Annotated in this window: 23 protein-coding genes and 1 riboswitch; of the genes, 17 read left to right on the top strand and 6 right to left on the bottom strand. The window is 39.7% G+C overall.

Going from position 1 to position 24,088, the window contains the following annotated elements; genetic code table 11:
• Window position 1: 1 nt before the first annotated feature.
• The gene (gene ppnP / locus SULBA_RS07695; protein ID WP_014769721.1) at window positions 2-313 is read right to left on the bottom strand and encodes a pyrimidine/purine nucleoside phosphorylase; all 312 of its coding nucleotides are present in this window, start codon (window positions 311-313) and stop codon (window positions 2-4) included.
• A 110-nt stretch (window positions 314-423) separates the two neighbouring features.
• Between ppnP and SULBA_RS07690 the strand changes: the two genes are divergently transcribed.
• From SULBA_RS07690 to thiH, 11 genes are all read left to right on the top strand, one after another.
• Window positions 424-1,074 carry a carbonic anhydrase gene (locus SULBA_RS07690; protein WP_014769720.1) on the top strand — a complete coding sequence of 217 codons (651 nt, stop codon included), beginning with the start codon at window positions 424-426 and terminating at the stop codon, window positions 1,072-1,074.
• Window positions 1,074-2,006: an endonuclease/exonuclease/phosphatase family protein gene (locus SULBA_RS07685; protein WP_014769719.1), complete on the top strand. Its 933-nt coding sequence runs from the start codon at window positions 1,074-1,076 to the stop codon at window positions 2,004-2,006. The genes SULBA_RS07690 and SULBA_RS07685 overlap by 1 nt, the downstream gene beginning before the upstream one ends.
• Before the next feature lie 75 nt (window positions 2,007-2,081).
• The gene (locus SULBA_RS07680) at window positions 2,082-2,285 is read left to right on the top strand and encodes a DUF2892 domain-containing protein (RefSeq protein WP_014769718.1); all 204 of its coding nucleotides are present in this window, start codon (window positions 2,082-2,084) and stop codon (window positions 2,283-2,285) included.
• Window positions 2,286-2,371: 86 nt separating this feature from the next.
• On the top strand, window positions 2,372-4,423 hold the full coding sequence (gene glyS, locus SULBA_RS07675; RefSeq protein WP_014769717.1) for a glycine--tRNA ligase subunit beta: 2,052 nt from the start codon (window positions 2,372-2,374) through the stop codon (window positions 4,421-4,423).
• Window positions 4,424-4,478: 55 nt separating this feature from the next.
• Window positions 4,479-6,224 carry a molybdopterin-dependent oxidoreductase gene (locus SULBA_RS07670; RefSeq protein ID WP_014769716.1) on the top strand — a complete coding sequence of 582 codons (1,746 nt, stop codon included), beginning with the start codon at window positions 4,479-4,481 and terminating at the stop codon, window positions 6,222-6,224.
• Entirely contained in the window at window positions 6,221-6,925 is a 705-nt protein-coding gene (locus SULBA_RS07665; RefSeq protein WP_014769715.1) for a hypothetical protein, read from the top strand. The genes SULBA_RS07670 and SULBA_RS07665 overlap by 4 nt, the downstream gene beginning before the upstream one ends.
• Window positions 6,926-7,076: 151 nt before the next feature.
• On the top strand, window positions 7,077-8,630 hold the full coding sequence (locus tag SULBA_RS07660; protein WP_014769714.1) for an LA2681 family HEPN domain-containing protein: 1,554 nt from the start codon (window positions 7,077-7,079) through the stop codon (window positions 8,628-8,630).
• Window positions 8,631-8,801: 171 nt separating this feature from the next.
• Window positions 8,802-8,902: riboswitch (TPP riboswitch) on the top strand.
• Between the two features lie 58 nt (window positions 8,903-8,960).
• Window positions 8,961-9,158, top strand: a complete 198-nt coding sequence (gene thiS, locus SULBA_RS07655) for a sulfur carrier protein ThiS (RefSeq protein ID WP_014769712.1) — start codon at window positions 8,961-8,963, stop codon at window positions 9,156-9,158.
• Complete coding sequence (gene thiF / locus SULBA_RS07650) at window positions 9,158-9,772, top strand: sulfur carrier protein ThiS adenylyltransferase ThiF (protein WP_014769711.1); 615 nt, start codon at window positions 9,158-9,160, stop codon at window positions 9,770-9,772. The genes thiS and thiF overlap by 1 nt, the downstream gene beginning before the upstream one ends.
• On the top strand, window positions 9,769-10,530 hold the full coding sequence (locus SULBA_RS07645) for a thiazole synthase (protein ID WP_014769710.1): 762 nt from the start codon (window positions 9,769-9,771) through the stop codon (window positions 10,528-10,530). Before thiF ends, SULBA_RS07645 begins: the two co-directional genes overlap by 4 nt.
• A gap of 3 nt (window positions 10,531-10,533) precedes the next feature.
• Entirely contained in the window at window positions 10,534-11,652 is a 1,119-nt protein-coding gene (gene thiH, locus SULBA_RS07640; protein ID WP_014769709.1) for a 2-iminoacetate synthase ThiH, read from the top strand.
• A gap of 50 nt (window positions 11,653-11,702) precedes the next feature.
• Here thiH and SULBA_RS07635 read toward each other — a convergent pair whose 3' ends face one another.
• Window positions 11,703-12,041 carry a P-II family nitrogen regulator gene (locus SULBA_RS07635; RefSeq protein WP_014769708.1) on the bottom strand — a complete coding sequence of 113 codons (339 nt, stop codon included), beginning with the start codon at window positions 12,039-12,041 and terminating at the stop codon, window positions 11,703-11,705.
• A 9-nt stretch (window positions 12,042-12,050) separates the two neighbouring features.
• Window positions 12,051-13,367, bottom strand: a complete 1,317-nt coding sequence (locus SULBA_RS07630) for an ammonium transporter (protein ID WP_014769707.1) — start codon at window positions 13,365-13,367, stop codon at window positions 12,051-12,053.
• Window positions 13,368-13,537: 170 nt separating this feature from the next.
• Between SULBA_RS07630 and SULBA_RS07625 the strand changes: the two genes are divergently transcribed.
• From SULBA_RS07625 to SULBA_RS07610, 4 genes are all read left to right on the top strand, one after another.
• On the top strand, window positions 13,538-15,472 hold the full coding sequence (locus tag SULBA_RS07625; protein ID WP_014769706.1) for a sulfatase-like hydrolase/transferase: 1,935 nt from the start codon (window positions 13,538-13,540) through the stop codon (window positions 15,470-15,472).
• A 170-nt stretch (window positions 15,473-15,642) separates the two neighbouring features.
• Window positions 15,643-16,824: a methyl-accepting chemotaxis protein gene (locus tag SULBA_RS07620; protein WP_014769705.1), complete on the top strand. Its 1,182-nt coding sequence runs from the start codon at window positions 15,643-15,645 to the stop codon at window positions 16,822-16,824.
• Window positions 16,825-16,935: 111 nt separating this feature from the next.
• A complete protein-coding gene (metH, locus tag SULBA_RS07615) occupies window positions 16,936-20,406 on the top strand; it encodes a methionine synthase (protein ID WP_014769704.1) in 3,471 nt (1,156 codons plus the stop codon).
• 12 nt (window positions 20,407-20,418) lie between these two features.
• Complete coding sequence (locus SULBA_RS07610; protein WP_014769703.1) at window positions 20,419-21,114, top strand: SIR2 family NAD-dependent protein deacylase; 696 nt, start codon at window positions 20,419-20,421, stop codon at window positions 21,112-21,114.
• A 59-nt stretch (window positions 21,115-21,173) separates the two neighbouring features.
• Here SULBA_RS07610 and SULBA_RS07605 read toward each other — a convergent pair whose 3' ends face one another.
• The 3 genes from SULBA_RS07605 to SULBA_RS07595 form a co-directional block, all read right to left on the bottom strand.
• Complete coding sequence (locus SULBA_RS07605) at window positions 21,174-21,527, bottom strand: hypothetical protein (protein WP_014769702.1); 354 nt, start codon at window positions 21,525-21,527, stop codon at window positions 21,174-21,176.
• 122 nt (window positions 21,528-21,649) lie between these two features.
• Window positions 21,650-22,009, bottom strand: a complete 360-nt coding sequence (locus tag SULBA_RS07600; RefSeq protein WP_014769701.1) for a HepT-like ribonuclease domain-containing protein — start codon at window positions 22,007-22,009, stop codon at window positions 21,650-21,652.
• A complete protein-coding gene (locus SULBA_RS07595; RefSeq protein ID WP_014769700.1) occupies window positions 22,002-22,310 on the bottom strand; it encodes a nucleotidyltransferase family protein in 309 nt (102 codons plus the stop codon). Before SULBA_RS07595 ends, SULBA_RS07600 begins: the two co-directional genes overlap by 8 nt.
• A gap of 173 nt (window positions 22,311-22,483) precedes the next feature.
• On the opposite strand from SULBA_RS07595, the gene SULBA_RS07590 reads away from it, so the two are divergent.
• Window positions 22,484-22,882, top strand: a complete 399-nt coding sequence (locus tag SULBA_RS07590; RefSeq protein WP_014769699.1) for a nuclear transport factor 2 family protein — start codon at window positions 22,484-22,486, stop codon at window positions 22,880-22,882.
• Between the two features lie 111 nt (window positions 22,883-22,993).
• Window positions 22,994-23,980, top strand: a complete 987-nt coding sequence (locus tag SULBA_RS07585; RefSeq protein WP_041671828.1) for a helix-turn-helix domain-containing protein — start codon at window positions 22,994-22,996, stop codon at window positions 23,978-23,980.
• Window positions 23,981-24,088 lie beyond the last annotated feature (108 nt).

Genomic DNA, 24,088 nt, shown 5'->3' with positions numbered 1-24,088 from the left:
TTTAGTTAGCGTAAGCGCAACAATAGGTCGCAACTGTTTTTACATGTAAGGTAAAACTTGAATTTGCAGGTACCTCAAACATGGCTTCACCCTGAATCACTAAAGGTTCTTTTTGGTTGGGTAACTCAACGCTGAGTTCACCGCTTAAAAACTCCATCACTTCTGCCGCACCCGTGTTAAACGTATAATCGCCCGCTTGCATCACGCCTAGCGTTTTGGTCGTACCATCTTCACATTTTACGGTGTAACTGACCACTTTGCCATCAAAATAGACATTGGCTTTTTTCAAAATAGTTGCGTTTTTAAATTCCATGATTTTCCTTTTTGCTTTAAAAAATTGGAGCTATTATAATCACTTTGTGCTTGTAATTTCTTTGTTTGGACTCTTTTTGTATACTTTCAAAAATCGTCAAAGGAATGTGGATGAAAATTTCGGATTTGATTAGTGGTTATGAAAAATTTAAAGATACAAAATTTAAAAAGTATGAAAATAAGTTTTTAGATTTGGTCAAAAACGGTCAAAATCCAAAAGTGCTCTTCATTGCGTGTAGCGATTCAAGGGTTGATCCTTCTTTAATTACGCTCTCCGCCCCTGGGGATTTGTTTGTTTTACGTAATGTGGGAAATTTTGTGCCTCCTTTTGCTCCTGATAATGACTACCACGCCACAGCAGCAGGCATTGAGTATGCCGTTTCTGTGTTGGAAGTAACCGATATTATCGTGTGTGGGCATTCGCATTGTGGGGCGATTGAGACGATGTATACGAAGATTACAGATATTAATTTAGTGCATGTTAAAAAATGGTTAGAGCTAGGGCTTGAAGCGAAAAATTATGTGACACAAAAATTAATTTCACAGAGTGTTTCGCATGAAGAACGTTTGGAATTAACTGAGAAAATTTCCTTGCTTTTTCAGTCAAAAAATCTTCTCAGTTATCCCGATGTACAGCGTCGTGTCAATGAGGGTGAGCTTTTTATTCGTTCGTGGTATTACCGTTTGGATACGGGTGAATTGGAATATTTTAATACCGAATCAGGCGAATTTGAGCCGATGTCTTCAAGCAGTGAGTTTTAATGCGTTTTTTACTTCTTTTTGTTCCTTTTTTTCTCTTTGGCTTAGAGTTTAAGGTTGCTAGTTACAATGTCGAAAATCTTTTTGACGCCACCAAAAATGGGAATGAATATAAAGAATACACACCCAACACCAAACACGGTTGGAATGAAGCGATGGTGGAGCGTAAAATTGCGCATATTGCACAGGTGATTGGTGATATGAATGCGGATGTGATTGCCCTAGCAGAAGTAGAAAACAAGGAAGTCTTAGAGCGTTTAAATAAGGCCTTAGGCGCTAAAGCCTATCCTTATCTTTTTTTTCCGAAGAAAAAAGAGCGTGTCTCCATAGAATCGGCGCTGCTTTCACGTTTTCCTATTGTGAGAACCGAGTCTTTTTTTATGAAAGACCAACCACGAGGTATTCACCGCATTACCCTCAATATTGAGCACCATCTCTTGGATGTTTACATTAACCATTGGCCAGCACATAAAGAAAAAGAGGCAGAGCGTCTTGTTTATGCAACCACGCTTAAAAATGTTTTGCTGAAAGAAAAAGGCAAAGCCTTTATTTTACTGGGTGATTTTAACTCGCCCTATCGGGTGCAAAAAGAGGATTGGGGTTTAGGATTTGCCACGGTTTTGGGTGTGGGCGATAAAACTGCACCTTTGTACAACACGTGGTATGACCTGCCTCAAAATGAGCGCTACTCGCACAGTTACGGCAAGCAAAAAACAGCACTTGATCACATCGTCATTGCGCCAACGCTTTACGATAACAAAGGCATCGAGTATAAGCCCAATTCATTGAAGCGTTTTGAAGCGCCTTATATGCTCGATGAAAATGGCAACCCCAAACGATGGCAAATCAGCCAAAAAGGAAAAGGTGAACATCTAGGAGAGGGGTATTCGGATCACTTTCCTGTGACTGCGATTTTCCATACGTTAAAAGATTAAGTCACAAAAATAACACTTTTTTAAGTCCTTTATTTTTATAGTTCTCTCTTATAACTAACATAAAAGGATAAAATGATGTTATGTGCTGAGAAACTTCAACGTCTTGTTATGGCAGGGGTTCTTTTGGTGGCGACGTATCTTATGAGTATTGGCTCGATTTATGGAACCATTTTACTTGGTTTTGTGATTGCCATGATTGTGGTGTGGGCGATTACCGATTTTTGTCCTTCCATCTGGTTATTTGCCAAACTTTTTGGAGCGTGCAAATCGAACCGCTAGAGGCGTTTTACCTTTACATGTAAAAGGACGATTTAACCAACTTTGCGTTACAATCGGCTTAAATTATTTACATGTAAAGGTTGATCATGGTCAAACCCCTTTTGATAGAAATTGGTGTTGAAGAACTTCCTGCAATTCCCTTTTTGAAAGAACTCCCTACAATTGAAAAACAATGGCTTGATATTTTAGAAAACAATGCCTTAGCGTGTGCGTTTGAGTTTTATTACACACCGCGTCGTTTGGTGCTGTGGCATGAGGCATTTCCTACTGAGCAAGGAGCACGTGAAGAAGAGTTTTTTGGAGCTCCGCTGAGTGTTGCACTTAAAGATGGCGCACCAACACCTGCGGCTTTAGGCTTTGCGAAAAAATGCGGTGTAGCGTTTAGTGAAATTGCTACTGCCATGAAAGATGGCAAAGAGGTTTTGTACTACAAACGAACCATTGCGGCGCAAAGTTCTAAACCACTGCTTAAAGAGATGATTGAGCAGTTTATTAAGGGACTAAATTTTGGAAAGTCTATGCGTTGGGGCTTTTTGGAAGAGAGTTTTATTCGCCCGATTCGCTGGTTTGGGTGTATGTTAGGGGATGAACATGTTTCATTTTCTCTTTTTGGTGTTGAATCCACACCCTTTTCTTACCCGCACCGTACCATTTCGTATGAGCCTTTTGCGTATATGTTTGCAGGGGATTATTTTGAGCGTTTGGCGCAGCGTGGCGTGGTGCTTTACCCTTGCAGACGTGAAGAGATTATTTTAAATGCGTTTAAAGCGATTGAGGCAAAAGAGGGTGTGAGCATTGAGATTGATACCGACCTTTTAGCTGAAGTTGTGGCGATTACCGAGTATCCAACGGCGTTAATTGGAAGTTTTGAAGAACGATTTTTACGTTTGCCTCCTGAGGTGATTATTACCTCCATGAAAGAGAATCAACGCTATTTCCCTGTGTTTAAAGAGGGTAAACTCACCAATCGTTTTATTGTGGTTTCCAATGCCATTAGCGATGATTATGACCTTATTGTCAGAGGGAATGAGAAAGTGCTTCGTGCCCGTTTATCAGACGCACTGTTCTTCTTAGATAATGACCTTAAAAAAGGGCTTTGCTATGAGGGGCTAAAAGATATTACCTATTTGGATGGGCTAGGCTCTTTGATGGATAAGACAGAGCGGGAAAAAACCATAGCGCTTTACTTAAGCAAGCAGTATGAAGAGCAACTTTTAGCGCAGCACAGTCGTTTAAATGCGCAAAGTTTGCATGCACTTATGGAAAAATCTGTCCTCTATGCCAAAAGCGATTTACTCAGTGAAATGGTTTATGAATTTACCGAGCTTCAAGGTCTTATGGGCTACTACTACGCTAAAGAAGCGGGCGAGGATGAACTTTTTGCCCTAGCGCTTAAAGAGCAGTACCTTCCAAATTCTGAGGAGAGTGCGCTTCCTAGTACGCTTTTTAGTGCCATTGTTGCTTTGGCGTACAAATTAGATTCTTTGATTGCGCTTTTTAGCATCAACAAAATCCCCACAGGCAACAAAGACCCGTATGCGCTTCGCCGTGCGGTCAATGGCATTGTGAAAATTGTCTTAGAACAAGGGATTGCTTTTGATATTTCTAAAGATTTAAAAGCGCTTTCACAGGGTTATAAAGCGTTTGATTTTGCGCTTTTAGAGAGCTTCTTCTTAGAGCGAATGTATCAGTTTTTCGATGTGAACCCTTCCATTATTGCAGCGGTGATTAGCAGTGGGGAGCGAGACATTGTGCGCTTGTCTTTGAAAATCAAAGCACTGGCACATATCGTTCAAGACGATGGTTTTAAAGAGATGTTTTCAACCTTTAAACGGGTGGCAAATATCATTAAAAATATGAAAACGGATGAAGCATTGAGTGTCAATAAAGCCCTCTTTGAAAATGCGTATGAACATGCGCTTTTTGATGCATTTGATGCGGTTAATGCGCAAAGCTATGAGACGTTTGAAGCGCATTTAGACGCACTTTTTGCACTCAAGCCACATATTGATGCTTTTTTCGATAATGTCATGGTCAATGCTGAAAATCTTGAGCTAAGAGCCAATCGTCAAAACCTCATCGCCTCTATTTACACGGCATTTAAGTCGATTGCAGATATTAAAGAGATTACACTCTAAACCCTTACAAGGAGACTTAGGTCTCCTTCTCTAAACACACCAAAGGGGCGTTAAAATGCGTTTAACAACCTGTCCGCTTGATTGTTTTGATGGATGCAGCATTGTTGTTGGGGATGATTTAAAACTCAAAGGAAACAAAGCCCATCCCATCACGCAGGGCTATTTGTGTCACCACCTCAACCATTATCACCATTTTGAACGTATTGAAGAGCCTCGTTATTTGGGGCAGAGTATCTCACTGCAAGAGGCTTTGGATATTTTGGTGGAGAAGCTTAAAACACATGCGCCTTCCCAAACACTCTATTTTAAAGGGAGTGGCAATTTAGGGGTGATGCAAGGGGTGAGCAAACGTTTTTTTGCAGAACATAAAGCGGTATTAGCTTCGGGTTCTTTATGCGATGAGGCAGGCGATGTGGGTATTTGTGAGGGAAGAGGGGCAAATTTAGCGCTTTCACCTTTACATGTAAAAGAGGCGGAAGTGGTGATTATTTGGGGGCGAAATCCCTCTGTCACCAATTCGCATATGCTTCCTTCTCTTAAGGGTAAAACGCTTATTGTCATCAACCCCGTGGCAATAGACCTTGCAAAAAATGCAGCGTTGTTTCTTCAAATCAAACCCAAAGGTGACCTTTTTTTAGCGTTAGCTTTGTGTAAAGCCCTTTTACATGTAAAGGGAGAAGATAAGGCTTTTTTAGCAGAGCGCACGCTTAATTTTGAAGCCTTTCGAGACTTTCTTGAGGGCTTTACACAAGAGGAATTACTCTCTAAAGCCGATGTTTCTGAGGCACACATAGAAGCGTTTTTGGAGCTGATTCAAGGACAAAAAGTCTCCATTTTAGTGGGCGTTGGGGTTCAAAAGTACCGTTTTGGACACAGTGTTTTACGCTCTATTGATGCATTGGGCGCTCTTTTAGGACTTTTTGGAAAAGAAGGATGTGGCATTGGCTATTTGAGCAATAGCGGTTTTGGATTTGATGCACCTTTTAAAGTTAAAGCCCAAACAGAGCCTTTGCCCATTGTTGATTTTGGTAACTATGCGATGGTTTTTATTCAAGGGGGCAATCCCTTAAATCAAATGCCAGCTTCGCTTAGCGTAAGAGAGGGAATTAAAAAAGCTTCGTGCGTGGTTTACTTTGGTTTGCACGAAAATGAGACCTCACAAAAGGCGCATTTGGTCATTCCTGCGTGTTCGTTTTTGGAAAAAGAGGATGTAAAACTCAGCTACGGGCATCCGTTTGTGGGGAGAATGCCAAAAATCGTGGAGAGTGAGATAGGCATCAGTGAGTATGCGCTTACGCAAAAACTCTTAGAGGCTTTTGGATACACGCCTTTAGAAAGTGAAGAGGCAATTCTTCAAAAAGTGATAGACTCGAACAGTATGCAAAAAGAGGGTTTTTTGGTTTCAAAAAGTTATGAGGATATGCCTTATGCTCAAGGGTTTTATACGCCCAGTGGAATGTTTGAATTTTTAGAAGATTTTGAGGAAGAGCCTTTGGAAGAGGAGGGCTTTTTTCTTTTAAGTGCCAAACAAAACAGGTCGCTTAATTCTCAATTTATTACCGATGATTATCTGTATGTTCCACGAAGTTTAGGCTTAGAACAAGAAGATAAAGTGGTGCTTCAGAGTCCTTCTGGGCGTTGTGAATATACGGTGATGCCTTGTGATTTTTTACGGGATGATTGTGTTTTGCTTTACAGTGGCGCTAAAAATGGCAATGTTTTAACCCCACATCTCATGAGCCAAAAAGGAGTATGTGCGGTGTATCAAGAGACCAAAGTGCGATTGGATAAGGTGCGATGACTTCAAATGATGTTTTACTCGATGATGCGCTGCTTTTGGTAGAGCAGAACTTTTACTTTTTACATATGGGTGAGTTTTTAGGCAAACTCTCTAAAACAGAAGATTTACTCGATAGAAGTCTTTTTGTGGTAAAAAAGTATGAAGAGGGACAAGCCTACTACTTCAATGCGCAAATTATTCAAGAGCTCCTCATCAATGCTCGTCAGACGGACAAAGATACCATTTCGCTGTTTGAGTATTTTGTTGAGTTTAACGCATTTAGAGGCATGTGTATGGCGATGGTGGAGAGTTTGCGTTTTGAGAGTTCTTTTAAAACCTTTATGCAAGAGCTTTTCAAAGAGCAGTATGAGAACTTTTTTGACATCCTCTCTTTTGTACGCAATGTCCTCTCACACAACATTCACTCTGAAATTTGTTTGAGCGAAAAAGACTACGATGGCACGCTCAAACGCATTCGCCGAATGAGTCGAAACCCCAACATCGCTTTTTCGTTTCAATACGCTCTCAACCTGCCTGAATTAGGCGCTCCCAATGATGCGTATGTCTTTACATGTAAGATTGATTTTGAAGCTTTGTGTGAAGGAATGCCCTTTTTAGAGATTTTGTCGATGTTTGATTTATTGATGCTCAGTGAGCTGTGTTTTAATTTGGTGATGACGTATCGGATGCAAGAAGAGAAAGAGTTTAGGGAAGACGTTTAATAATTAGAACTCTAAATTGTAAGTTGTAACAAATGATTTTACAGGGAACAGGGGTTGGAACTTTTAGCTTTTGTTTTGATTGAACATCTTTTTTTTTACATGTAAAGATTTATTTGAGTAATGATGAGATAAAAATAGTGGAGAATCAATAATGACCTTTCAGCAATTAAATCAATTAGGTCAAATAATTGATAATGCTTGTGATGTTAATAATATTGATGAATTAAATACTATTATTGCAATTCATTCTGAGTTTACTGAAACTATGGAAGATTCTATAGAAAAAACGTATAGTTACTATTTACTTGGCAACGCTTGGCATGGTGTTAGAGAAATAGAACACGAAAAAAATGTAACGAAAGTTTGGAGCTTAGCGCAAGAAGAAGTATTTAAGGAGATTTATTATTTCAGAAAGGCGATTCAGCAAAGAGAGTTTGAAAATTTAGATGTATCTTTACAGTTAGCAGTTTATATAAATCTTGGAAATGCTTTTAGCCATTACGGAAGAACAATAAATGCAATAAAATATTTTGACAAAGCGATAGCATTAAAATTTTGGCATAAAAGTGTCGTCAATCATCCTAATTATTTTATGGCATTGATAAATAAAGGATTGACTTTAGAGTATTACTCTGAATTAGACTATGATGGTGGACATAAAGAGTTTTTTATAAAATTTGCCTATAAGAACTTTCAAGAAGCCATATCAATAATAAATGAATATTTGAAAAAGAACTATCCAGATAAAGAGTATTATCAAGAAAAAAAGGACAATATTCTAACAAAACTAAAATGGTACGAAGAGCAGTTTTCTTCTACTGAATTAGAAAATAGTGATTATTTTTTAAATTATAAAACACAATTTTCAAAAAATGAAGCTAACTATAGAAAATGGTGTCTATCACATAAACTTTTTTTAAACCCATTAAATGATTTGGGAAGCTATGATATTTCAACTCATGACCCTTTGAATTTACCTAATTTAACGACAGACATTGAAGAAGGGTTTCCAAAAATCATTACAAATTTTAATCAACTTAAACAAGAGTATATATCGTATAGGCATTTATTATTTGAAGGAGTACATGAAAAAACTCCAAAATACTATGACAAAGAAACTTCTATAATTGATGACTATAACTATAATTTATATAATATCAATATTGAAAAAATAAAAATAGCTTTTCGAGGGTTTTACTCTATTTTTGACAAAATTGCTAATTTCTTAAATGAGTATTTTTATTTAAATATGAATAAAAATAATATTTATTTCTCAAATATTTGGTATGAATATGAAAATCGTCAAAAAATAGGAATAAAAGAGATTTTTAACAAAAGTGAGAATTTAGCTTTACGAGGACTTTATTTAATTAGTAAAGATTTATTTGATGATAAACAAAAAGAATTTTTTGAAGTTTTAGAACCCGAAGCACAAAAAATAAATGATATAAGAAATCATTTAGAACATAAGTTTATATCTATCAAACTATTGGATATTGAGAAATTTGAGACTTACAAAGAAAGAAATAGAAATTTTGCTATTACAGAAGATGAACTTCAACAAAAAACACTCCTTTTAGCACAATTAGCGAGGGAAGCTATCATTTATTTATCTTTTACAGTGCATATTGAAGAGAAGAAAAAGGAGATTACAGATAAATATGCAACAATTCAATTAGATTTAAAGAATAGGGGTCGAAATTAAACTTTTAATTTTTCAAAGTGAATTTCAAGGTTTATGGATAATGTACATACAACACAGTGTGAGCTTTGATGACGTGAGAGATATTTTTTATATCTCAAATGTGTATATTAAATCGGTGACTAATAGATTAGGTATGTAACTATAGCCTATAAATTTTGTGTTATAATTCAACCCACTTATCAGGGGAGCGCAAGCTGAGAGTAGGCGAAAGCCTTGACCCTTTTAACCTGTATCTAGATAATACTAGCGTAGGGAGATAAATTCTGCATTTTTATATTCATTCTTGCACATTTATACATACTCCCAAAAACGCTAAACGCAAGGACGTTTATGTTGTTAATCAATTCTGAGCCGATGAATGCGTTTATTGGTAGAAGTGTTTTAGAGTTTTTGAGCTGGCGTGGACTAAGCGATGCTTTTATTGCTGTTGAAATCAATCGCCAAATCATTCCCAAAGAGTCTTTTTCAACCACCCTCTTCAACGATGATGATACCGTTGAAATCATCTGTTTTGTTCGAGGTGGATGATGGAGCATGAGAGAGATTTTCGTTTACGAAACGCCCCTTTTTTACAAACCATTCCAAACATAACGGTTGCCATCGCTGGGGTGGGAGGTATAGGCTCAAATTTAGCTGTTTTATTGACACGACTAGGCTTTGTCAATCTTCTTGTGGTGGATTTTGATGTGGTGGAATATGTCAATCTAAACCGCCAACACTACACCACGCATGATGTTAAAAAGGCAAAAGTAGAAGCGCTAAAATCGCATCTTGAAGCCATCAATCCTTTGTGCAATGTCACCATCATCAACACAAAAATCACCCCTCTTAATCAGCATGAACTTTTCAAAGACTATGAAATCGTCTGCGAAGCGTTTGATGATCCTCGTGAAAAATCAATGCTCTTTCATGAGCGCATCAAAGAGGATAAGTTTGTTATCGGCTGTTCAGGTATGGCAGGCTCAAAGCTCTCTTCCATGCGCATAAAACGCTTGGGAGAAAAAGCCTTTGTGTGCGGAGACTTTGGGGAGCAGAGCATTGAGAGTGATGGCATTATGGCGCATAAGGTGGTGCATTGTGCAACCTTGATGGCAGAGTGCGTTTTGAGTATTTATGAAAGCAGTTTAAAGGAGAAACAATGAACGATACATTACACATAGCAGGGCGTGAGTTTAGCTCACGCTTCATTTTGGGAAGCGGTAAATTTTCACTGGAGTTGATTCAAAGTGCTATTGAAAAAGCGGGAGCGCAAATCATTACCTTGGCACTACGAAGGGTCAATTTTGAAGGGGCTGAGAATATTTTGGATTTTATTCCCAAAGGCATTACGCTTTTACCCAATACCTCTGGTGCTCGCAATGCAGACGAAGTGTTGCGTTTAGCACGGATTGCACGAGAACTTGGGTGTGGAGATTTTATTAAGGTAGAGTGTATTAATGATTCGAAGTATTTACTTCCTGATAATTATGAGACGATTCATGCAACAGAGCTTTTAGCAAAAAATGGGTTTTTGCCCATGGTGTATATGTTCCCCGATTTGAGCATTGCACGAAGATTGGTGGATTCTGGAGCGGTGGCGGTGATGCCTTTGGCTTCTCCGATTGGCTCCAATCGAGGGCTTTTAACCAAAGAATTTATCCAAATTTTAGTCGATGAGATAGACCTTCCTATTATTGTTGATGCAGGTATTGGTACACCTTCGCAAGCGTGTGAACTCATGCAAATGGGCGTGGATGCCTTGATGATTAACACCGCTGTTGCCACCTCTGGCAATGTGGCACTTATGGCGCAGGCATTTGGTGAAGCGATAAAAGCAGGAAGAATGGCGTATTGCGCAGGGCTTGGCAGGGTTTCAAAGGTGGCGGATGCGAGTTCGCCACTCAGCGGATTTTTGGAGTAGAGCATGGCACAGTTAGAACGCATTGATGATACGTTATTGAAAAAAGTGCTTACGTTACGAGAAGATGCCACGTTTGCATTTAGCAAGGAGGATGTTTTAAGGGTTTTAGAGAAACAAAGCATCACGGTTGAGGATATGATGGTGTTGCTGAGTGAAAGTGCGCTTGAGTGCTTAGAGTTGATGTGCCAAAAATCACAAGAGGTGACACGACGCTATTTTGGCAATAGCATAGCGCTTTTTACGCCGCTTTATATCTCCAATTTTTGTGATAATTTATGTGTCTATTGTGGGTTTAATACGAAAAACTCGATTAAACGATTGCGCTTAGATGACAAGTCAATTCATGAAGAGCTGTTAGCTATTTCCAAAACGGGGCTGAGGGAAATTTTGATTTTAACAGGGGAGAGTGAAACGCATTCGGATATTGCGTATATTGCTAATGCGGCTTCTTTGGCTAAAAAGCAATTTTCTACCATTGGGGTTGAGGTCTATCCTACCACGATTGATGGGTATAAGACCTTGCATGAACATGGTGTTGATTTTGTCACCGTTTTTCAAGAGACTTACAATCCTAAAAAATACACACAGGTGCATCTTTTGGGCAATAAATCCGTTTTTGAGTACAGATTTCAAGCACAAGAGCGAGCCTTGATGGGTGGCATGAGAGGAGTTGGTTTTGGTGCTTTGTTTGGGTTAGATGATTATCAAAAAGATGCGCTGTGTTGTGCGTATCATGCCTCTTTGGTGCAAAGAAAGTTCCCCCATGCAGAGATCGCGCTCTCCGTGCCACGGTTACGACCCATTAAAAACAACAAAGGTATCTCGCCCAATGATGTGGACGAAAAACGGCTGTTGCAAATCATGTGTGCGTACAGACTTTTTTTGCCTTTTGCTGCTATTACAATTTCCACAAGGGAGCGCAAGGGTTTTAGAGACGCTGTGTTAAAGATTGCGGCGACTAAGATTTCAGCAGGTGTGAATGTTGGCATTGGCAAACACTCTGGTGAAGAAGGGGGTGATGCGCAGTTTGAGATAAGCGATGAGCGAGAAGTTGCGGATATGCACCGTGATATTTTAGAGATGGGGCTTCAAGCCGTTTTTAAAGACTATGAATATGTTTAAGATAGCTTGATAAAGAAAAGGCTAGTAAAATTTTACTAGCCTTTGATACTTTAAACGGCTTCGTTATCCGTTTCACCCGTTCTAATACGAATGCTTTTTTCCACATCGGTGACGAAGATTTTTCCATCACCAATTTTTCCCGTTCGAGCATTTTTAATAATCACATCCACCACTTTATCTACCAGTTCATCGACGACAACCACCTCAATTTTTACTTTAGGTAAAAAATCAACCACATACTCAGCACCTCTGTAAAGCTCTGAGTGTCCTTGTTGTCTTCCATAGCCTTTGACTTCACTGACCGTCATACCCGTAATGTCAAGTTCAGCTAAGGCATCTTTGACATCTTCTAGTTTAAAAGGTTTAATAATTGATTCAATTTTTTTCATCGTTTATCCTTATCGTAAGTTAAAAGCTTTTTCGCCGTGTTCGATCTCGTCTAAGCCTTGTGATTCATCTTCTGCTGATACACGAGCACCGCCTGTGATAATGGAAGCTACTTTAAAGATAATCGCTGTGGCGATAGCAGTATAAACGGCTGTTACCACAACACCCTCAATTTGAATCAACACTTGAGACGCATTGCCATACAATAAGCCTGTTCCTAATTCATTCACTTCAGGGTTTGCAAAAATACCCGTAGCAATGGCACCCCAAATACCCGCAAGTCCGTGAATTCCAAAGGCATCCAGTGAATCGTCGTATTTAAGAGCTTTTTTAAGACCATTGACACCGTAAAATGCAACAATACCCGCAACCAAACCAATGACCAATGCACCTGCGGTATCAACAAAACCAGCGGCTGGTGTAATGGCTACAAGACCTGCAACAATACCTGAAGCAATGCCTAAAAGCGTGAACTTTTTGTAGGTTAGATACTCAACGATCATCCATGAAAGCGCTGCAATTGCTGCTGCTGTATTGGTGACTAAAAACGCACTTGCGGCGATGCCATCTGCACCTAACTCACTTCCTGCATTAAATCCAAACCATCCAAACCAAAGCATACTTGCACCTAAGACAGTGAGTGTCACAGAAGATGGAAACATTGCTTTGCCATAATCAGCACGTTTGCCTAGCATCAAGGCAATCACCAAACCAGCCACACCTGCGTTGATGTGAACAACCGTACCACCAGCAAAATCTAAAACACCATCTGCTGAGAGAAATCCTCCACCCCACACCCAGTGTGCTACAGGTGCATACACCCCTATAATCCACAGTGCTGCAAAGACAATCCATGTTGAAAATTTAAGTCTTTCAATCAGTGCACCGCTAATGAGTGCTACCGTGATGCCTGCAAAGGTCATTTGAAAGGCGACAAAAAGAAGCACAGGAATGTTCCCCGTTGCCCAAATATCCGTGACCTTGATACCACTTAAAAAGAGAGAATCAAATCCAATAAATCCACCAATATCCGCACCAAATGCTAGTGAATAGCCACATACTATCCAAACAAGTGAAGCAACAATATAGCCCATAACACTCATTGCAATGGTATTAAGCAAGTTTTTAGAGCGAGACATACCGCCATAAAAAAGTGCTAAACCAGCGGGTGTCATTAACATAACCAAAGCAGTTGCCGTTAAAACCCATGCCGTATTTCCAACATCTAATGTTGGAACAGCCTCTGCCACTTCTGCGACACCTTCCTCAGTTGCCCATGCGCTTGAGAGTGCGACCAATGTTGAAAGTAAGAAGCCTTTTGTTCTCATAATCCATCCTCCTGAAATTAAACTAATGAAAGTGTAGCACCTAAAAGAATTGAATATATGCAAATGAATGGTTAATTTTTAATCATCTTGATACAAAGCGTAAATAAGGCTAACAATGCTTATATCAAGCTATAATACGCACCTAAATTATCTAAGGATTGACACTCATTATGTATATATTGTTATGGATTTCAGCAGGATTTTTCATTTTATCGCTTCTTACATGTAAAAATTATACACAGAATAACAGAAGAGCGTTTTTAGGTGCTTTTGTAGTTTTTATCTATCTTGTGTTAAGTATTTTTTACATTATTTCGGACTATTTTACAGGTGAGGGTATTAATGATGCCGTGATATTTCATCTGCTTTATGGATTGGACGGCTCAGGTTATGGTGATTATTATATGATTATTACCTTTGGCGTTGTGCTTTTTATTGCCAGTTTGATTTTTTCGTTGGGCTATTATCGTTTAGCAAAAAAAGCCTTTGGAATCTCTGGAAATAAATTTAAACGGATTTTTTCTCTTATTTTTCTTTTCAGTGCTTTTTTACTGCACCCTAGTGTGCATTTTTTTGGACAAACAACACTTAAAATATTTGGTTTTGAGGATGCGTTGAGCCGAGAACATCATTTTTTAGATTATTATCAAGAACCGACTTTAACGCCTATTCATGAGGAACATCCAAATCTTGTTTATATTTTTGCTGAGAGTTTAGAAGAGACTTATTTTGATGAGAAGCTTTTTCCTTCCTTAATGACAAAACTAAGACCTATTCGAGAACAAAGCACTCTTTTTACTGAGATTAAACAGGCTCAAGGTACTAGTTGGACAATTGCTGGAATGACCTCTGTCTTATGCGGTCTTCCTTTAGTGACGCCTTCTACAGGGAAGCATTCACCTCAGGGAAATTCGATGTCAAAAATGAGTACCTTTTACTCAGGGGCGGTGTGTATGAGCGATATGCTCCATAAAGAGGGGTATAAGATGGTCTATCGCAGTGGTTCATCGCTGGAGTTTGCAGGTGTTGATAAGCTCTATCGCACCCATAAGTTTGAAGATATTAAAGGCATTAATGAGTTGAAATCACGCCTTAAAGATAAGCGGTATCAAACCCCTTGGGGCTTATACGACGATACCCTTTTTGACCTTTCCATGAGTGATTTTCTCAGGCTCTCTAAAAGTAAGCAAAAGTTTGCACTGTTTATTTCCACAATGGATACGCACCATCCTCATGGGCATGTTTCAAAAGGGTGCAAAGCCAATCGTTATAAAGAAGGCGATAATTCTATGCTCAACGCCGTGGCATGTGCTGATGAACTGATTGCGCATTTTATAGAACAGATTCAAAAATCACCGTATGGAAACAATACGATTATCGTCGTGGGCTCAGACCATTTAGCCATGCACAATATGGCGATTGATGATTTGATGAAAGGCAAACGTCGCAATCAATTTATCGTGATTGATCCAAGGCAAAGCCATGGGAAAAAAGTGGAAAAAGTAGGGACAACCTTAGATATTGGAGCGACCATTTTACCTTTTTTAGGCTATGAAGCAGATTTAGGATTGGGTCGCAATCTGTTAAAGGAAGAACCATCATTAGCCGAAAAATTTTCAAATTTTGACGCACTGTTGAGTGCATGGTCAAAAGAGATTAGTCATTTTTGGGAATTTCCAAAAATTGAACAAGATTTAGTGCTCGATAGTGCTAAAAAACAGCTCAAGATTGGCTCAAGCTTTTATAAATTCCCCATTTTACTACGTTTAAATGAAACGTTAGAAGTCAATCCTTTTTTTGAAGTAAAAATTAAATTTTTTGAGACAACCAAATTATTTGGTTACTTACATGATTTTAGCGATGACGACCCTTTTGTTTGGGTGGATGAGTGTTCTCGCATTGGTACATTAGAAAGCATGAAAAATATCCCTTCAAAATCAAGCTATTGCTATGCTTATGGCACGTTGGGTGGGGAGATAAGTACGGGTATTTTAAGCAGTTCAAAATCGTTAAGCCTTGATACATTAAATGAGCTAGTATCCCTTCCTTTTGATACAGAAGAAGCAAAACGCAGACGTGAAAATTTAAGCAAGCTTCACAAATAAGCGTTACATGTAAAGTATGTAGCGTTTAGAAGCTCTAAACATACGGTTAGAAACAAAAATACCTTTTCGTCTCTTTTTTATCCGTATGTTTTGCTTATAATAAATTTATATGAAATGCTATACAATAAATTCATCGTCGTAATTTATCGTCACTGATTTAAAGGAAAACTATGAGCGTTAATCTACTCTTAATTGGAGCAAATGAGGCAACCACGCAAGAAATTGTATCCTTAGTCGATGCTACGCTTGCCACAGCTGCCACCTATCAAAAAGCAACCCTAGCCAATCATCATACATTTGACATCTCACATTTTGATTTGGTCGTTTGTTTTGCCAATCGTTATGATGAAATGGTTCAAAAATATGGCAAAGAGAAAGTGGTTTCGGTTGAATTTATCCCTCCCACAGATTTTTTTATATCCATTAGTCGCATTCCATCAGGTGAAGATGTTATTATTTTTAATAACAGCCAATCAGGTGCCAATGGTGTGCTTAAATTTCTTAAATTTTATAAATTAGAGCATGTGAGTTACACCATCATTCCCTTTGATGAGTGTAGTGAGGGAAAAACCAAAGAAGCACTAAGCAATGCTAAATACATTATAGGAACCGATGGTTATGTTTCAGCAGGAAAAGCACTTTATACCAAATATGGTTCCTTCTTGCGCTCTGATGTCGTGGTTATCGCCAGCCCTCCTCGAAGCGCAACGGCTGAGAGCGTGAGTTCTTTAGCGCAAGTTGTTACAGCCATTAATAGCGACAAAGCCCTTCAAGAAGCACGTGATATATCCAAAACATTGGCCGAACAAACCAAAGAGATTTCACTGATTACGCAAAATGCATCCCAATCCATTGAAGATACCGCCAATACCATTCTTGTTGTGAATGAAAAATTGGCCGCTGAGGTTAAAAATGTTCAAATCACAAACGATATGGCGCAAGAGCTCACCAATGCGGTTGACCAAATTGGCACGATTACCACAGCGATTAAATACATTGCCAGTGAGACCAATCTTTTAGCCCTCAATGCTACCATCGAAGCCGCACGTGCGGGGGATCATGGACGAGGGTTTGCGGTGGTTGCTAGCGAAGTGCGAAAACTCTCCGATCAGAGCAACAAATCAACCGATAGCATTCGTGTTTCCATTATGGAGGTGCAAAAAGTGGTGGATCAAATCGTTCCAGCACTGCAAAAAACGGTGGATGAAATTATTCAAACGCAAGCGGAAGTGGAACGCATTAGTATTGCAGCAAAGCAAGAGAGTGAAGCCATGGAAGATATTATTAAAAAACTAAAAATTATTGTAGATGTCTCACAAGCACTGAATGTCGCTGAAAATAATCATCGTTAATTAATCCTATGAGGCTTTCTTTGCCTCTTTGGGTTACTCCTCTTCTTTTAGTCTCCCCTTACGTAAGTTTTGCTACCATATAGGCATGTTATAACACACTAGGAACTTTACTTGTCAACACTTCACACACTTATTAAAGAGAAAATTTTAGTCATCGACGGTGCGATGGGTACGCAGATTCAAGCCCTTCATATTACCCCTGAACAATGGGCGGGTAAAGAGGGCTGTAACGAGCTTTTGAACCTTACATGTAAGGATGAAATTTCAAAAATTCATCGTGGCTACCTCTTAGCAGGAGCGGACATCATCAAGACCAACACCTTTGGCGCATTGCCGTGGGTTTTGGAGGATTATGGTATTGGGGAGCAAACCTATGAGCTAGCCCGTGCGGGTGTGGCTATCGTCAAAGAGGCGTGTTTGGCGTTTTCAACAGAGCACAAACCGCGCTTTTGTGCCGCCGCTTTTGGACCTGGAACGAAACTTCCATCCTTAGGGCACATCGGTTACGATGAAATGTACGAGGGCTACACGGTAGCCGCTCGTGGTGCGATAGATGGGGGGTGTGACCTTTTTCTCATCGAAACGGCGCAAGACCCGCTTCAAATCAAAGCCGCCCTTCATGCGATTAGCGATGCGCAAAAATATTTACATGTAAAGCTTCCTGTGATGGTTTCAGTCACCATAGAGCTGAGTGGGTCGATGCTTATTGGAACGGACGCAAGCACGATTGCCGCTATCTTAGAACCGTTTGAACTTTTAAGCCTTGGCTTCAACTGCGGTACTGGCCCTGAACAAGTGGAAAAGCATGTCAAAACACTCAGCTCCGTGTGGGATAGACCCATCAGCGTTCACGCCAATGCGGGGCTTCCGCAAAACCGTGGCGGTTACACCTTTTACCCGATGGGACCTAGGGAGTTTGCGGAACTTCAAGAGAAATTTACGGAAATTGCAGGGGTGAGCATTTTAGGTGGATGTTGTGGTACAACGCCTCAGCATATTTTGGAACTAAGCAAAAAAGTGGAGGGCAAAAAACCTTTAGCCCCAGTGGGGAGTATGCCTCGTTCCATCGCTTCACTCTTTGAAACAAGAAGCCTCAAACAAGACCCAGCCCCTTTTCTCATTGGTGAGAGAAGCAATGCTACGGGCTCAAAAGCCTTTCGTGAACTTTTATTGGCGGAAGATTACGATGGCACGCTGAGTGTTGCTCAACAACAAGTCAGAAGTGGGGCGCATGGCATTGATGTGAGTGTGGGATTTGCAGGGCGTGATGAGGAGAAAGACACCAAAGAGGTCATAGGGCGTTATGCGCAAAAGATAGCTTTGCCTCTCATGGTCGATACCACGCAAGTCAAATCCTTAGATGTGGCGCTTAAAATGGTGGGTGGAAGAGCTATCATTAACTCCGTGAACCTTGAAGATGGCATGGAAAAGTTCGATAAAGTCTGCTCTTTAGCCAAGCGTTTTGGGTGTGCGCTCGTGTGTTTGACCATCGATGAGCAAGGTATGGCAAAGAGCAAAGCGGAGAAAGTGGCGATTGCGGAGCGTATTTTTCAGCTTGCGACTAAAAACCATGGTCTTAATCCAGGCGATTTGGTCTTTGACTTACTCACATTTACGGTGGGAAGTGGGGATGCTGAGTACCATACTGCTGCCATTGAAACCATTGAAGCGATTCGTGAATTTCACGCCATGCACCCAGAAGTTGGCTTTGTGTTGGGCATCTCTAACATCTCCTTTGGTTTAGCCAAACACGCCAGAGAATACCTAAACTCTGTCTTTTTGCACCATTGTGTCGAAGCGGGTCTTAGTATGGCAATTGTCAATGTTAAAAACACGCTTCCGATGCACAAAATCAGTGACGTGGATAAAAAAGTCTGTGAAGACTTGCTTTTTAACCGCCGAGAAGAGGGTGATCCACTCTTTAAATTTATCTCTCATTTTGAGGGTGTGGTAGAGAATAAAGACGAAAGTGATGCGGCGTATCTTGCGATGAGTACCAAAGAGAAACTATCGACGCTTCTCATTGATGGCGATAAAGAGCGCATGTTAGCTCTTTTACCCACCGCCAAAGAGGAGATAGCCGCTGAAATTATCGTCAATGAAATCCTCATCGATGCGATGAAAGTGGTCGGAGAGCTTTTTGGCAGTGGAAAGATGCAACTGCCTTTTGTGCTTCAATCGGCTGAGGTGATGAAAGCCTCTGTGGATTATTTGCAACCTTTTTTACCCAAAAGCGAAAAAAGTACAACGACCACGTTGATTATTGGAACCGTGAAGGGTGATGTGCACGATGTGGGGAAAAACCTTGTGGACATCATTTTAAGCAACAACGGTTTTAAAGTTATCAACATTGGCATCAAAGCGGACTTAGAGCAGTTCTTAGAAGCACTCAAAGAGCATAAAGCCGATGCCATCGGTATGAGCGGACTTTTGGTGAAATCGACCAATGTGATGAAAGAGAACCTAGAAGCGATGCAGAAGATGGGGATTAACATTCCTGTTATTCTAGGCGGTGCGGCACTGACCGATAACTTTGTGGAAGATTTTTGCCGTCCGATTTACGAGGGGCCTATTTTTTACTGTAAAGATGCGTTTGAGGGCATAACGGCGATGAGTCGCATCGAGGCGAAAGACTTTAACACCGATTTTGGGCGTAAAGTTTTGGAAAATGCGGTGATGAAAGCCAGTAAGGAAACAAAAGAAATACCGCCATTTCATGAGCTTAAAATGCCAAGCCGTGAGGTTAAAATCCCCACACCGCCGTTTTGGGGCAGACGTGTTTTAAAAACCGACGTGAAAGAGTTGGCGTACTCGTGGATCAACCACAAAATTCTTTTCTCTCAGCGCTGGGGTTACAGTGGAAAAGGACAGAGTAAAGAGGAGAAACAAAAGCAACTTGATGAGGTGCTTTACCCAACGTATGAGCGGGTTCGGGCAGACATTGAGCGACTAGGGTTGTTTGAGCCGACCATCATTTACGGCTATTACCCCGCACGCTCCTTTGAAAACACGCTCTATCTTTTTGATGAGAGCGAGGGGTATTTTAGTGAAGAGCAGGTGTGTCGTGAGAGCATTGATGTGGTAGAAAAGCGTGCGATGAAAACCTTTGATTTCCCTCGCCAAAACAGAGCACCGTACCGAAGTTTGAGTGATTTTATCCATCCAGAGCGCCATGATGTTTTGGCGTTAACGTGTGTCAGCGCAGGGGCAAAATTTTCAGCGTACGAGAAAGAGCTTTACGATGCGGGCAATTTTACCGAGTACTTTTTCGTGCACGGCTTAGGTGTGGAGTTAGCAGAAGCCTTAGCGGAGATTGTGCATAAGCAGATACGCTTAGACTTGGGTATTGCGGAGCAGGAGGGGCATAGCTTGAGAGATGTGCAGATGAAGCGTTATAACGGGTGTCGTTATTCGTTTGGCTACCCAGCGTGTCCTGCTTTGGAAGATACCAAAGTGATTTTTGAGCTTTTAAAGCCTGAAGAGTTTGGCATAGAACTGAGTGAAACATTTCAAATTCACCCAGAACAAAGCACCACGGCAATCGTGATGCACCACAAAGAGGCGCTGTATTTTAACGTGTAAAAGGAGGATGCAATGGCAAAAGTAGTGATCTTTTCAGGAGCAGGCATCAGTGCGGAGAGTGGACTCTCCACCTTTCGTGATGCGGGTGGACTGTGGGAAAAGTACCGCATCGAAGAGATTTGTCAAGCTGGTTGTTTGTCTTGGAACCGTGAAAACACCCTCACATTTTACGACGCAAGGCGTGAACAACTCGCCTCCGTAAAACCCAATGCCGCACATTATGCTCTCTCAAAACTTCACGAAAAATACCCCAACGACATTGCCATTATCACCCAAAATGTAGACGATTTGTTTGAGCGAGCAGGGTGCAAGGACGTTTTGCATTTACACGGTTTTTTGCCTAGACTTCGCTGTGAACAATGTGGCGCAACCCATCTCATCGGCTACACCAAACAAGAGCGAACCTTTACATGTAAAAGCTGTAACGGCTCATTACGCCCCGACATCGTCTTCTTTGGCGAGAGTGCTCCCATGTATGAATACCTTTACGAAGCAATACAAGGGTGTGAGTTTTTGGTCATCATAGGATCTAGCGGAAACGTCATTGCGATGGATCATTTCGCTTTACATGTAAAGATTTCTATCCTTAATAATTTGGAGCGAAGTGATGCCATTAACGAGAGGGTTTATACGAAAGTGTTGCATAAAAAGGCTACTGAGGCGATGGATGAGATCGTGGGAGATGTGGAGAGGTTTTTAGAACAGTAAAAACTAAGAAGACTTAGGGTACCTTAAGTTTAAATGATACCCTACCTTTAAGATTTTAATTAATTTTTTGAATGGTAAAAGTATAAATAACCCAAGCCTAAAGGTGCAATAAAAATAGCAAGAGCCCAACACATTATCATAGAAATAATTTTAACTGCTAATAAAAAAATAATATTGACAAAGAATACGTTATTTCCAAAGATGTAACCGACAACACTTTCATATACAAATCGTGAATACGGATATAACATTGTATTTAATATAGCAGAAAAAATAAACCCAAAGGTAAAATGTTCAAAACCATTAGATAATGCGAATATAAAAACAATTGCTATTGCCACTCCGAATATAAAATGTCTGACATAATAAGCACTATTTAGACCTTTAAATGTCTTATTAATAAAATCTTGCATTATTCTTGTTCCTCCTAAAATTTGTATTAATAATATTGTACAAAAAAATCATTCAATTTTTTGTATATATAAATAAAAAAAAATGCCAGGCTACTTTTTAAATCATTATCTAGCTAAAATTTTTATAGTTTTACCTCAATAATCTTCGAACACTGCTCTTTAAATTTCGGCAAAATATGTCTGATAATCCACTCAATAATAGCAAGGTTAACACCTTCATAATCATGAGCGATGTAATTTCTAACATCGTAAATACCTTTAAGATCGTCAGCTTCAAAATACTCAAGAAACGTGTTGTTGGAAGATTTGCGGAGTTTTTCAAATTGCTCAGCAATGGAAGTAAGATGCATCAAAATAGCAGGGCGATAGGTCGTTAAGTCATGCAAAGCGTTGGTAATAGAACCAGCATTTGAAACAATTACTTCAATGTATTCTATTTTTTCAAGAATGAGATAGATTTTGCTAATGCTCTCTTTAGACATAAATCGTTCTATCGATAATGAATTTTTGAGCGGTTTTCCCCATCCCTGTTTTATCGGCAAGGTCAACAGAAATGCCAAAAACAGCACTCATCTCTTTTTTAATCTCTTCGATTCGCTCAATAGACTTAATGCCGTAGTGTTCAACAAACGAGGGTTTTGCTTCGATGAGAATGTCGATGTCGCTTTTTTCATCTGCTTCATCACGAGCGTATGAGCCAAATAAGCCCTCTATAACGAAGCCCTCAGGTAGATAATGGTTTTTCATGCTTTTAAGCTGTTGAAGAATCGTTTCTTTTTTCATAAAAAAATTATAGCGAAGATTGAGTGTTTTGTGAATTACATGTAAAGGCCTCAATTCTCAATAATTTAGAACGAAGTGAAGCGGTGGATGAAAGCGTAGAAGATGCGAAGCGGGTTTTTCTGAGGTACGTGTTGTGCTACAATAGAGGGGAGAGAAAAGGATAGGAGATAAAAATGTTAAAAAAATCGGGGAAAGGGATTATTCGTAATCTGTTTAGAGATGTTTTAGAATCCTCTGAAGTTGAACTATCTGTGATTGAAAAATACATTGACCCTGGCTATATCCAAAAGGTCGATGGCGTGATTTTGGATTATCATGGATTTATTGAACATATGAAAAAGCAAAAGCAAGTGATTGAGGCGATGTCGGTTACGTTTATCTCTATGGTTGAAGAGTCCGATACCGTTTTTACCAATCACATTGTAGTGGCTAAAAAGAAAAACAAAGAGGAACTGCACGTACATGTTATCGCCCAATTTACGCTTAAAGACGGGCGTTTAATCGCTTGCGATGAGCTAACGAGACTTTTAACGGGAAACGAAGAAGATCGAAACATTGGCTCTTGCCATTAATCATTACATGTAACGATTAAATCTCCCAAAAAACAAAGCCTCTCATTTTTTGCTACAATACAATTCTCTTTATTTGATACTATTTATCAATTTATCTGGAAAGGTTTTATGGTGTCTGAGTCAGCGGTGTTGCATCTTAACAGTTTTGAGCTTTTACAGATTATTAAAACCGTTAAAAACCCTTTTTCTCGTGAAAATTTTATGGCAAAAGTGAAGCCTAATTTTGGTGAGGGGAGTTTTGTGTGGTACAACTTAGGCAATGGCATTGCCAGTTACACCTATGCGTATGAACTCTTACACGATACCGTAGCCACGTTATCTTCGGATGTTTCAGGGGCGGTGTTGGTGTTTAATTTAGGGGATGATTTTACGCATGAGTATAAAAATGGCACGAAGTATGTGATTAAGAAAAATAGCTTTTTTATTGGTTTTTCTTCCCGTGCGTTTGAGATGCATATACGTATGTTAAAAAATAAGTCGTATAAAACGGTCAATATTGGTATTAAAGAGGAGTTGTTGCTTCGACTCATAGCAAATTATGGCGATATTTATACCAAGATGGTAAACGATACGTTGTTAAATGGCTATGCGATTTTGGAGGGTGGCGAGATTGATGGGATGCAGATGGAGATTTTAAAACTTTTCCCTTTACATGAGATGGATGAAGACTTGTTGAACGTTCTAAAATTGGAGGGACACATTATGCATTTGGTGCACGATACCATTGTGCGTATTATGCGAACCATGCATAAAATGGGCGATTTGAATTTGGATATTGCGAAGATTAATTCCCTTGAACGTGCGAGAAACATTATATACAATGAGTATGACAAAGCGCTTTCTATCAAACAAATTGCGTATCGTTCAGCCATCAATGAGTGCTATTTGAAAAAAGATTTTAAAGCCTACTACGGTATGACGGTGTATGAGATGCTTCAAACACAACGCTTAGAAATGGCGAAAAAACTCCTGAAAGATGATGCCAGTGTTAGAGAAGTAAGTTCTAAAGTGGGTTACAAACATGCAGGGCATTTTAGTAAACTCTTTACAGAGCGTTTTGGCATATCTCCTAGTGTGTACCGCAAACGTTTCTCTTAAATCGTCATTTTTCCTCTTTGTATTCTTTTTTTTCCCTTTTGTGACTTTTATTTATTGATAATCGTCATCATAAATGGCACACTTCCACCATTCAAACTGATTGAGACA

The sequence above is a fragment of the Sulfurospirillum barnesii SES-3 genome (genome assembly GCF_000265295.1).
In the GTDB taxonomy this organism is placed as follows: domain Bacteria; phylum Campylobacterota; class Campylobacteria; order Campylobacterales; family Sulfurospirillaceae; genus Sulfurospirillum; species Sulfurospirillum barnesii.
The sequence above is the reverse complement of the archived record's forward strand: the minus strand, read 5'-3'. Positions and strand labels throughout refer to the sequence as shown.

Coding starts and splice junctions, on each gene's coding strand:
- SULBA_RS07605 (WP_014769702.1), bottom strand. CDS start 21,527: ATGCAAGATTTTATTAATAAGACATTTAAAGGTCTAAATAGTGCTTAT.
- SULBA_RS07665 (WP_014769715.1), top strand. CDS start 6,221: ATGACTTCAAATGATGTTTTACTCGATGATGCGCTGCTTTTGGTAGAG.
- SULBA_RS07630 (WP_014769707.1), bottom strand. CDS start 13,367: ATGAGAACAAAAGGCTTCTTACTTTCAACATTGGTCGCACTCTCAAGC.
- SULBA_RS07620 (WP_014769705.1), top strand. CDS start 15,643: ATGAGCGTTAATCTACTCTTAATTGGAGCAAATGAGGCAACCACGCAA.
- SULBA_RS07685 (WP_014769719.1), top strand. CDS start 1,074: ATGCGTTTTTTACTTCTTTTTGTTCCTTTTTTTCTCTTTGGCTTAGAG.
- SULBA_RS07600 (WP_014769701.1), bottom strand. CDS start 22,009: ATGTCTAAAGAGAGCATTAGCAAAATCTATCTCATTCTTGAAAAAATA.
- SULBA_RS07610 (WP_014769703.1), top strand. CDS start 20,419: ATGGCAAAAGTAGTGATCTTTTCAGGAGCAGGCATCAGTGCGGAGAGT.
- ppnP (WP_014769721.1), bottom strand. CDS start 313: ATGGAATTTAAAAACGCAACTATTTTGAAAAAAGCCAATGTCTATTTT.
- SULBA_RS07660 (WP_014769714.1), top strand. CDS start 7,077: ATGACCTTTCAGCAATTAAATCAATTAGGTCAAATAATTGATAATGCT.
- SULBA_RS07645 (WP_014769710.1), top strand. CDS start 9,769: ATGAACGATACATTACACATAGCAGGGCGTGAGTTTAGCTCACGCTTC.
- SULBA_RS07670 (WP_014769716.1), top strand. CDS start 4,479: ATGCGTTTAACAACCTGTCCGCTTGATTGTTTTGATGGATGCAGCATT.
- thiS (WP_014769712.1), top strand. CDS start 8,961: ATGTTGTTAATCAATTCTGAGCCGATGAATGCGTTTATTGGTAGAAGT.
- SULBA_RS07625 (WP_014769706.1), top strand. CDS start 13,538: ATGTATATATTGTTATGGATTTCAGCAGGATTTTTCATTTTATCGCTT.
- thiF (WP_014769711.1), top strand. CDS start 9,158: ATGGAGCATGAGAGAGATTTTCGTTTACGAAACGCCCCTTTTTTACAA.
- SULBA_RS07680 (WP_014769718.1), top strand. CDS start 2,082: ATGTTATGTGCTGAGAAACTTCAACGTCTTGTTATGGCAGGGGTTCTT.
- SULBA_RS07635 (WP_014769708.1), bottom strand. CDS start 12,041: ATGAAAAAAATTGAATCAATTATTAAACCTTTTAAACTAGAAGATGTC.
- glyS (WP_014769717.1), top strand. CDS start 2,372: ATGGTCAAACCCCTTTTGATAGAAATTGGTGTTGAAGAACTTCCTGCA.
- thiH (WP_014769709.1), top strand. CDS start 10,534: ATGGCACAGTTAGAACGCATTGATGATACGTTATTGAAAAAAGTGCTT.
- SULBA_RS07595 (WP_014769700.1), bottom strand. CDS start 22,310: ATGAAAAAAGAAACGATTCTTCAACAGCTTAAAAGCATGAAAAACCAT.
- SULBA_RS07590 (WP_014769699.1), top strand. CDS start 22,484: ATGTTAAAAAAATCGGGGAAAGGGATTATTCGTAATCTGTTTAGAGAT.
- SULBA_RS07690 (WP_014769720.1), top strand. CDS start 424: ATGAAAATTTCGGATTTGATTAGTGGTTATGAAAAATTTAAAGATACA.